The sequence below is a fragment of the Cyanobium gracile UHCC 0281 genome (genome assembly GCF_034931305.1).
GTDB lineage: Bacteria > Cyanobacteriota > Cyanobacteriia > PCC-6307 > Cyanobiaceae > Cyanobium > Cyanobium gracile_A.
The window spans coordinates 20,182-28,053 of sequence record NZ_JAYGHY010000034.1; the positions used below are offsets into that span (position 1 = coordinate 20,182).

Below are 7,872 nucleotides of genomic sequence, written 5' to 3' on the forward strand. Positions count from 1 at the left end.
GGGAGAGGGTCAGCGGGGGGGCGCCGGCACGATGCTGGTGCCGATGGGCTCACCGGCGACGGCCCGCCCGATGTTGCCCGAGCCGAACAGGTCGAAGACGACGATCGGGATGGCGTTGTCCTTGCACAGGGCGATGGCGGTGCTGTCCATCACCTCGAGCTCGCCGCTGAGCACGTCGAGGAAGGTGAGGGTCTCGTAGCGGACCGCATCGGCATGCTTGGCGGGGTCCTTGTCGTAGACCCCATCCACCTTGGTGGCCTTGAAGATCACATCGGCGTTGATTTCAGCGGCCCGCAGGGCGGCGGTGGTGTCGGTGGTGAAGAAGGGGTTGCCGCAGCCGGCACCGAAGATCACCACCCGCCCTTTCTCCAGGTGCCGGATGGCCCGGCGGCGGATGTAGGGCTCGGCCACCTCCTGCATGGAGATGGCGCTCTGGACGCGGGTCGGCACACCGACACGCTCGAGTCCGTCCTGCAGCGTGATGGCATTCATCACCGTGGCCAGCATGCCGACGTAGTCCGCCGTGGCCCGGTCCATCCCCGCGGCTGAACCCTTCAGACCCCGGAAGATGTTGCCGCCACCCACCACGATGGCCAGCTGGGTGCCCCCGGCCACCACCTCGACCACATCCTTGGCGATCGCCTGAACGATGGCGGGATCGATCCCATAACCCTGGCCCCCCATCAGCGCTTCACCGCTGAGTTTGAGGAGAACGCGCCTGTAGGCCATCGGCTCATGCGATCGGCCGCAGAGTAGCAACCCTCCCAGCGGCGCCACCAGGTTGCCCGCCGCTGCGTCAGCCGCTTCACTGTCCCAAAGGAGCACCGCCATGGCCCTCGACCAGCCCGGACCCCGCAGCAGCGATGTGATGGCCCGGCTGACGTTGTCGGCCATGGATCGGGCCAGCGGCAGCCCTGGGTTCTGGGGCGAGCCCGAAGTGCACCGGGCCCTTCTGGTCAGCGGTCTGTCGGTGCTGGTCTGCAGCCTGGCCCGGCTGCGGGCCGACCTGGGTTGATTGCGCTCGCCCGGAGTCAGTACTCGATGCCCGCCTGGGCCTTCACCCCCTGCTCCCGGAACGGATGGCGCACCGCCTTCATCTCCGTGACCAGATCGGCCCGCTCCAGCAGGGCCGGCGGGGCGCCGCGGCCGGTGAGGGCCACGTGGGTGAGCGGCGGGCGCAGGGCCAGACCTTCCAGCACCTGGTCGGGGTCGAGATAGCCCAGCTTGAGGGCCACGTTGATCTCATCGAGCACCACCAGCTTGCGGTCGGCATCGGCGAGGTAGCTGCAGGACCGTTCCCAGGCGCTGTGCACCAGCTGGCGGTCCCGCTCCCGGTCCTGGGTTTCCCAGGTGAACCCCTCGCCCAGGGCATGCCAGTGGAGGTCCTCGCCGAAGCGCGCCAGGGCCCGGGCCTCCCCCGGCTGCCAGCCCCCCTTGATGAACTGGACCACCGCCACCCTTTCGCCATGGCCCAGGGTGCGCAGCACCAGGCCCAGGGCCGCCGTGGTCTTGCCCTTGCCCTCGCCGGTGAAGACGAGCACCAGGCCCTTCTCCAGGTTCCGCTCCCCCACCCGCTGCTGCTGCACCTCCCGGCGGCGCTGCATGCGGCGCCGGTAGGCCTCCTGATCCACCTCGGGAGCCAGGTCGCCCCCTGGGCCCAGCTCCTCGGCCTGGCGATCCAGCGCCAGCGCCTCGTCGGGGGCGGCTGGGGTCGTGGAGGCGGTCGCCGTCATCGGAAGCGCTGTGTGTTTGGCGCACTCTGGCGGAACCCCCGGCGCCCCGGGCGGCCCGGCGCTTCAGGAGGGCCGCAGGCGCGCCAGGGCCGTGTCGACGGCCTGCTGCTGATCCCGTCGCGTGATCCAGTGGTGGTAGGTGCGGGTGTGGATCGCCACGGAGTGGCCCATCATCCGGGCGGCCACTGTGTCGGGCAGGCCGATGTGGATCGTGCGCACGGCCCAGGCATGGCGCAGGTCGTAGGGGGTGATCGGCAGCCCGTAGCGGCGGAACTGCTCCGCCACCCGCCGGCCCACCTGCTGCAGAGTGGTGCGGCGCAGATCCGTGCACACCCGGGGGAGCCCGACGGCACTTTCGGCCAGGCCCTCCAGGCCGAAGCGCTCCACCCAGTCGGGCTGGAACGGCCACACCTGATGTTCTCCCGTCTTGCTGGTGGGCAGCACCCGCAGCACCCTGTCGCCCCCCGGAGCCAGGGCGGAGAGATCGCAGAAGAACACCTCGTGGTTGCGCAGGCCGTAGGTGGCCATCAAGCCGTAGGCCAGGCGCCAGCGGGGGTTGGGGATGGCCGCCGCCAGCTCCAGGATGCGGGCGTCGCTGGGCAGTCCCCGGAAACGGGCCACATGCAGGCCGTACCCGCCGCTGCGCTCGCTCCAGTCGTCCGGCAGCGCCAGCTGCAGGTGGCGCGCGAGGGCCCCCAGGGCGATGCCGCACTGCTGGCGGCTGCGGCTGGCCAGGGGGTAGCTCTCCAGCACCCGTTCCAGCAAAGGGGCGTCCACCACCGCGGCGCCGCGGGTGTTGGCGGCCAGCTCCGCCAGACGCCGCAGGTAGGGCCGGTAGGCACCGCTCCAGGTGCTGCGGCTGCCCGCGGGCCGGCGGCGGCGGCGGGGATCGGCGAAGAAGGCGGCCTCGAAACCGGCCAGGGCGGGCCTCAGTTCCCCAGCCTCAGGGGGCGCCACCGCCTGAGCCACCTCTGGGGCAGGGGCCGCCGCAGCGGGCGGGCGCCGGCGCCAGGGCTCCCAGCTGAAGCGTCCCTGCTCCACCGCCTGCCGCACCCGCTCGAGCTGCTCGAGGGCGACGGCCACACCCGCTCCGGTGGCCGGCAGCCCCAGGCTGATGCGCTGCACCGGCCGCGCTGGCGTGCCCTTCGGGCAGGGCAGGGGCCCGCGCAAACCCAGCCGCTGCTGGCGGATCTCCAGGCGCAGGCCGGTGCCCGAGGCCGCCAGACGCCGGTTTTCCTGTCGCACCAGCGCTGCCGGTTCGATATCTGCCAAGGCGCCCGGATCAGAGGCGGCTGGCGGTGGCAGGGCGGCCAGGACGATGGTGCAACAGGCAGGGCTGAGCCGGAAGCTACCGATGCCATCCCCGGGCCGCCAGGGTGCAGTTCCTTGCCAAGGCCGGCACCCGCCGGCGGTGGGCGGCGTTACGCTCATCGTTTCTGATAGAGAGCATGGCCAGGGTCGGCGTGCTGCTGCTGAACCTCGGCGGTCCGGAACGGATCGAGGATGTCGGGCCATTCCTTTACAACCTGTTCTCCGATCCGGAGATCATCCGTCTGCCCACGCCGGTGCTGCAGAAGCCACTGGCCTGGTTGATCAGCACCCTGCGCAGCGGCAAATCAAAGGAGGCCTACCGCTCCATCGGCGGCGGCTCCCCCCTGCGGCGCATCACCGAACAGCAGGCCAGGGAGCTGCAGAGCCGCCTGCGCCAGGAAGGCGTCGACGCCACCAGCTATGTGGCGATGCGCTACTGGCATCCCTTCACCGAATCGGCCGTGGGCGACATCAAGGCCGACGGTGTGGAGGAGGTGGTGGTTCTGCCCCTGTATCCCCATTTCTCGATCAGCACCAGCGGCTCCAGCTTTCGCGAACTGCAGCGGCTGCGCCAGGCCGACCCGGCCTTCCGGCGGCTGCCGATCCGCTGCATCCGCAGCTGGTACGACCATCCGGGCTACATCAATGCCATGGCCGGACTGATCGCCCGGGAGGTCCGTGCCTCCGACACGCCGGACGCGGCCCACATTTTCTTCAGTGCCCACGGGGTGCCCAAGAGCTACGTGGAGGAGGCCGGTGATCCCTATCAGCAGGAGATCCAGGCCTGCGCCGCCCTGGTCATGAAGCGTCTGGAGGAGTTGCTGGGCCATGCCAACCCCTCCACCCTCGCCTACCAGAGCCGGGTGGGGCCGGTGGAATGGCTCAAGCCCTACACCGAGGATGCCCTGCGGGAACTGGGCGAGCAGGGTGTCAAAGAGCTGGTGGTGGTGCCGATCAGCTTCGTCAGCGAACACATCGAGACCCTCGAGGAGATCGACATCGAGTACCGGGAGATCGCCACCGAAGCCGGCATCACCCACTTCCGTCGGGTGCCAGCCCTCGACACCGATCCCACCTTCATCCAGGGCCTCGCCGACCTGGTCCACGAGGCCATGGCGGGCCCGGAGGTGAACCTCGACATGGCGGCCCAGCTGCCCAAGAAGGTGAAGCTCTACCCCCAGGACAAGTGGGCCTGGGGCTGGAACAACAGCTCCGAGGTGTGGAACGGTCGCCTGGCGATGGTCGGATTTTCCGCTTTTCTGCTGGAATTGCTCACTGGTCAAGGCCCGCTTCATGCCCTCGGACTGCTCTGATCGCCCTCGGCGTCCCCGCCTGCGGGGGCGGTCGCTGGTGATCGCGGCGACCCTGGGCCTGAGCAGCCAGGGCCTGCCCGCCGAAGCCCGCAACGCCAGCCTCTGGGGCCGGGGTGCCTTTCCTGTGGCCAGCTTCGCGGGCTACACCAGCGGTTTCGGCATGCGCTCCCATCCGCTCAGTGGTGACGTCCGGCCCCATTACGGCATCGACATCGCCGCCCCCCTGGGATCGCCGATCCGCAGCTGGTGGACCGGCACGGTGAGCGAGGTGATCGTCGACGGCGGCTGCGGCAACGGACTGGTGATCCGTTCCGGCAGCTATGAGCACATCTATTGCCACCTCAGCGGCCAGGCGGGCAGCGGCGTCTACCGCAGCGGCAACGTCCTGCTGCGGGTGGGCCAGCGGGTGGCCACCGGCCAGGTGATCGCCCACGTCGGCCTGACGGGCAGCACCACCGGTCCCCACCTGCACTGGGGCCTGCGCTACCGGGGTGCCTGGATGGACCCGGCCCGGGTGTTGCGGGCCATGGCCCAGAGCCGTCGCCAGCGCAACCCAATCACCCTGCAGCGACCTAACCTGGGTGTCTTCCGCTGATGGTGTCCAGCCCGTTGCCCGGCGTCTTGCCCCCCGGGTGCTTCGCTCTTCCATCCTGACGACCCCGTTCCCCTTCGCCAGTCCCCAGCCGCCGCCGTGACGATCACGCCCCTTCCCCCCGCCACAGCCGCCGCAGGGCACGCCGCCGCCGCAGAGAGGGGCGCTGATGTGTCGGCACCGATGCGGGTGAGCGGGGGCTACGCCCTGATGGATGCCCTGCACCGCCACGGGGTGAAGCACATCTTCGGCTACCCGGGCGGGGCGATCCTGCCCATCTACGACGAGCTCCACAAGGCCGAGTCCCGGGGCTGGCTGAAACACATCCTGGTGCGCCATGAGCAGGGCGGCACCCACGCCGCCGATGCCTACGCCCGCGCCACCGGCAAGGTGGGCGTCTGCTTCGGCACCTCCGGCCCCGGCGCCACCAACCTGGTCACCGGCATCGCCACCGCCCAGATGGATTCGGTGCCGATGGTGGTGATCACCGGGCAGGTGCCCCGGGCCGCCATCGGCACCGATGCCTTCCAGGAAACCGACATCTTCGGCATCACCCTGCCGATCGTCAAACACTCCTGGGTGGTGCGCGACCCCGCCGACATCGGCCGCATCGTGGCGGAAGCCTTCCTGATCGCCGCCAGCGGCCGCCCTGGCCCGGTGCTGATCGACGTGCCCAAGGACGTGGGTGCCGAGGAGTTCGACTACACCCCGGTGGCCCCGGGATCGGCGATCCCCTCCGGCTTCAAGCGTCCGCCGGCCCCCAGGCCGGAAGCCATCGAGGCGGCCCTGGCCCTGATCCGCCACGCCCGGCGGCCCCTCCTCTACGTGGGGGGCGGCGCCATCGCCTCCGACGCCCATGGCGAGGTGCATCAGCTGGCGGAGCGGTTCCGCCTGCCGGTCACCACCACCTTGATGGGCAAGGGGGCCTTCGACGAGAACCATCCCCTGGCGGTGGGCATGCTGGGCATGCACGGCACCGCCTACGCCAATTTCGCCGTCACCGAATGCGATCTGCTGATCGCCGTCGGGGCCCGCTTCGATGACCGGGTCACCGGCCGGCTGGACAGCTTCGCCCCCCGGGCCCAGGTCATCCACATCGACATCGATGCGGCCGAAGTCGGCAAGAACAGGGTGCCCGAGGTGCCGGTCGTTTCCGATGTTCGCCTGGCCCTTCAGGCCCTGCTGCAGGCCTCCGTGGGCGAAAGCGCCAACCGCCGCACCGATGCCTGGCTGGAGCGCATCGACACCTGGAAACACCATTACCCCCTGGTGATCCCCCAGCCCACCGGGGAGATTGCCCCCCAGGAAGTGGTCATTGCCCTGCGGGAACTGGCCCCCGAGGCGTTCTTCACCACCGATGTGGGCCAGCACCAGATGTGGGCCGCCCAGTTCCTGCGCAATGGACCCCGCCGCTGGATCAGCAGCGCCGGCCTCGGCACCATGGGCTTCGGCATGCCCGCCGCCATGGGCGTCCAGACCGCCTTCCCCGACGAGCGAGTGATCTGCGTGGCAGGGGACGCCAGCATCCTGATGAACATTCAGGAACTGGGCACCCTCAGCCAGTACCAGTTGCCAGTGAAGGTGGTGGTGCTCAACAACGGCTGGCAGGGCATGGTGCGCCAGTGGCAGGAAAGCTTTTACGAAGAGCGCTATTCCAGTTCCGAGATGACCGGCGGCATGCCGGACTTCCCCGCCCTGGCCGAGGCGTTCGGGGTCAAGGGCATCGGCATCACCGACCGGGCCCAGCTGCGCTCCGGCCTTGCCGAAGCCCTGGCCCACCCCGGTCCGGTGTTCGTCGACGTGCGCGTGCGGCGCAACGAGAACTGCTATCCGATGGTGCCCCCGGGAGCCAGCAACGCCCAGATGGTGGGACTGCCCAGCCATCCCGAACTCGCCATCGACACGATCCGCCAATGCAATGCCTGCGGCAGCACCACCGCCAGCGCCCACCTGTTCTGTCCCAGTTGCGGCGCCAAACTCTGAGCCTGCTCGGGGTCCTGCTGGCCCTGCTGATCGCCTGGCCCGGCGCGGCGGTGGCGGCGGAGGTGTTCCAGGTGCGCAGCGGCAGGTTGCTGCAGGTGGGCGATGGAAACCGCAGCTATGCCGTTGAGCTCGCTTGCATGGAGCTGGCGGCAGAGCAGGAGCAGCAGGCGACCGCCTGGCTGCGGCAGGCCCTGCCCCGCCGCACCAAGGTCAATCTGCGCCCGATGGGCCAAAGGGATGGCACGCTGCTGGCCCAGGTGAGCCTGCTGTCCAGCGGCGACGACATCGCCACCGGCTTGATCGAGGCCGGCCTGGCCCAAGCGGAGGCCTGCCCATGAGCCTTAACCGCACCGCCAAGGGCATCGTGCTGGTGCCCACCCTGCTGCTCGGCGGGGCCTTCCTGGCCGCCGGCACCTGGATGGAGGGCCCGGCCGCCGCCAACCGTGGCCTGGCGCTCACGCTGGGGGGGATCCTGATGGCAGCGGGTCTGCTGGCCCAGCTGCTGCCCGAACCCGGCCCGCCCCCCTCCGACCCCTGAGTCCAAAGCCGTTTGGCGGGCCGCCAGCCCCCATTCGAGAACATCACAGCCTGCGGCCGGAGGGGGGGTCGCGGCTCCAGAGTTGGGGCAGTCAGGGCGAAGGGGATGCGCAACTCCGATCAGCTCGTGGTGCCCCTGGCACAGGTCGGCCTGGAATCGATCGCCGAGGTGGGCGGCAAGAACGCCTCCCTCGGGGAGATGATCCAGCAGCTGGGGCCCTCAGGCGTCCAGGTTCCGGGAGGCTTCGCCACCACGGCCGCCGCCTACCGCCTGTTCATCACCGCCAACGGGCTCAGGCCCGCCCTTGCCGCCCTGCTCGACGGCCTCGACACCAACGACCTGGCGGCCCTGCAGGCGGCCGGCCAGGGGGCCCGGGCGCTGCTGGGTGGGGCGGACCTGCCG

General features: G+C 70.3%; 10 protein-coding genes. 7 read left to right on the forward strand and 3 right to left on the reverse strand.

Going from position 1 to position 7,872, the window contains the following annotated elements:
* Nucleotides 1–9 precede the first annotated feature (9 nt).
* Complete coding sequence (gene pyrH, locus VB739_RS10720; RefSeq protein WP_216909772.1) at nt 10–729, reverse strand: UMP kinase; 720 nt, start codon at nt 727–729, stop codon at nt 10–12.
* Between the two features lie 100 nt (nt 730–829).
* Between pyrH and VB739_RS10725 the strand changes: the two genes are divergently transcribed.
* On the forward strand, nt 830–1,015 hold the full coding sequence (locus tag VB739_RS10725) for a hypothetical protein (protein ID WP_323357052.1): 186 nt from the start codon (nt 830–832) through the stop codon (nt 1,013–1,015).
* Nucleotides 1,016–1,031: 16 nt separating this feature from the next.
* On the opposite strand, the gene cobO is transcribed toward VB739_RS10725, so the two are convergent.
* Both cobO and VB739_RS10735 read right to left on the reverse strand, forming a co-directional pair.
* Nucleotides 1,032–1,733 carry a cob(I)yrinic acid a,c-diamide adenosyltransferase gene (cobO, locus tag VB739_RS10730; protein ID WP_323357053.1) on the reverse strand — a complete coding sequence of 234 codons (702 nt, stop codon included), beginning with the start codon at nt 1,731–1,733 and terminating at the stop codon, nt 1,032–1,034.
* Between the two features lie 63 nt (nt 1,734–1,796).
* The gene (locus VB739_RS10735) at nt 1,797–2,996 is read right to left on the reverse strand and encodes a site-specific integrase (protein WP_416233322.1); all 1,200 of its coding nucleotides are present in this window, start codon (nt 2,994–2,996) and stop codon (nt 1,797–1,799) included.
* Between the two features lie 185 nt (nt 2,997–3,181).
* Between VB739_RS10735 and hemH the strand changes: the two genes are divergently transcribed.
* The 6 genes from hemH to VB739_RS10765 form a co-directional block, all read left to right on the forward strand.
* The gene (gene hemH, locus VB739_RS10740; RefSeq protein ID WP_323357055.1) at nt 3,182–4,357 is read left to right on the forward strand and encodes a ferrochelatase; all 1,176 of its coding nucleotides are present in this window, start codon (nt 3,182–3,184) and stop codon (nt 4,355–4,357) included.
* On the forward strand, nt 4,338–4,952 hold the full coding sequence (locus VB739_RS10745; RefSeq protein ID WP_323357056.1) for a M23 family metallopeptidase: 615 nt from the start codon (nt 4,338–4,340) through the stop codon (nt 4,950–4,952). Before hemH ends, VB739_RS10745 begins: the two co-directional genes overlap by 20 nt.
* Nucleotides 4,953–5,159: 207 nt before the next feature.
* Entirely contained in the window at nt 5,160–6,932 is a 1,773-nt protein-coding gene (ilvB, locus tag VB739_RS10750; protein WP_323357061.1) for a biosynthetic-type acetolactate synthase large subunit, read from the forward strand.
* Nucleotides 6,914–7,270, forward strand: a complete 357-nt coding sequence (locus tag VB739_RS10755; RefSeq protein WP_323357057.1) for a hypothetical protein — start codon at nt 6,914–6,916, stop codon at nt 7,268–7,270. The genes ilvB and VB739_RS10755 overlap by 19 nt, the downstream gene beginning before the upstream one ends.
* Nucleotides 7,267–7,470: a GIVxVP protein gene (locus VB739_RS10760; RefSeq protein ID WP_323357058.1), complete on the forward strand. Its 204-nt coding sequence runs from the start codon at nt 7,267–7,269 to the stop codon at nt 7,468–7,470. Before VB739_RS10755 ends, VB739_RS10760 begins: the two co-directional genes overlap by 4 nt.
* A gap of 105 nt (nt 7,471–7,575) precedes the next feature.
* Nucleotides 7,576–7,872, forward strand: a 297-nt coding sequence (locus VB739_RS10765; protein ID WP_323357059.1) for a PEP/pyruvate-binding domain-containing protein, incomplete at its 3' end; no start/stop codon positions are given.

What these genes read in the sequence shown, in the direction of transcription:
- ilvB (WP_323357061.1), top strand. Translation starts at nt 5,160, where the DNA reads ATGGATGCCCTGCACCGCCACGGGGTGAAGCACATCTTCGGCTACCCG.
- VB739_RS10745 (WP_323357056.1), top strand. Translation starts at nt 4,338, where the DNA reads ATGCCCTCGGACTGCTCTGATCGCCCTCGGCGTCCCCGCCTGCGGGGG.
- hemH (WP_323357055.1), top strand. Translation starts at nt 3,182, where the DNA reads ATGGCCAGGGTCGGCGTGCTGCTGCTGAACCTCGGCGGTCCGGAACGG.
- VB739_RS10760 (WP_323357058.1), top strand. Translation starts at nt 7,267, where the DNA reads ATGAGCCTTAACCGCACCGCCAAGGGCATCGTGCTGGTGCCCACCCTG.
- VB739_RS10725 (WP_323357052.1), top strand. Translation starts at nt 830, where the DNA reads ATGGCCCTCGACCAGCCCGGACCCCGCAGCAGCGATGTGATGGCCCGG.
- cobO (WP_323357053.1), bottom strand. Translation starts at nt 1,733, where the DNA reads ATGACGGCGACCGCCTCCACGACCCCAGCCGCCCCCGACGAGGCGCTG.
- pyrH (WP_216909772.1), bottom strand. Translation starts at nt 729, where the DNA reads ATGGCCTACAGGCGCGTTCTCCTCAAACTCAGCGGTGAAGCGCTGATG.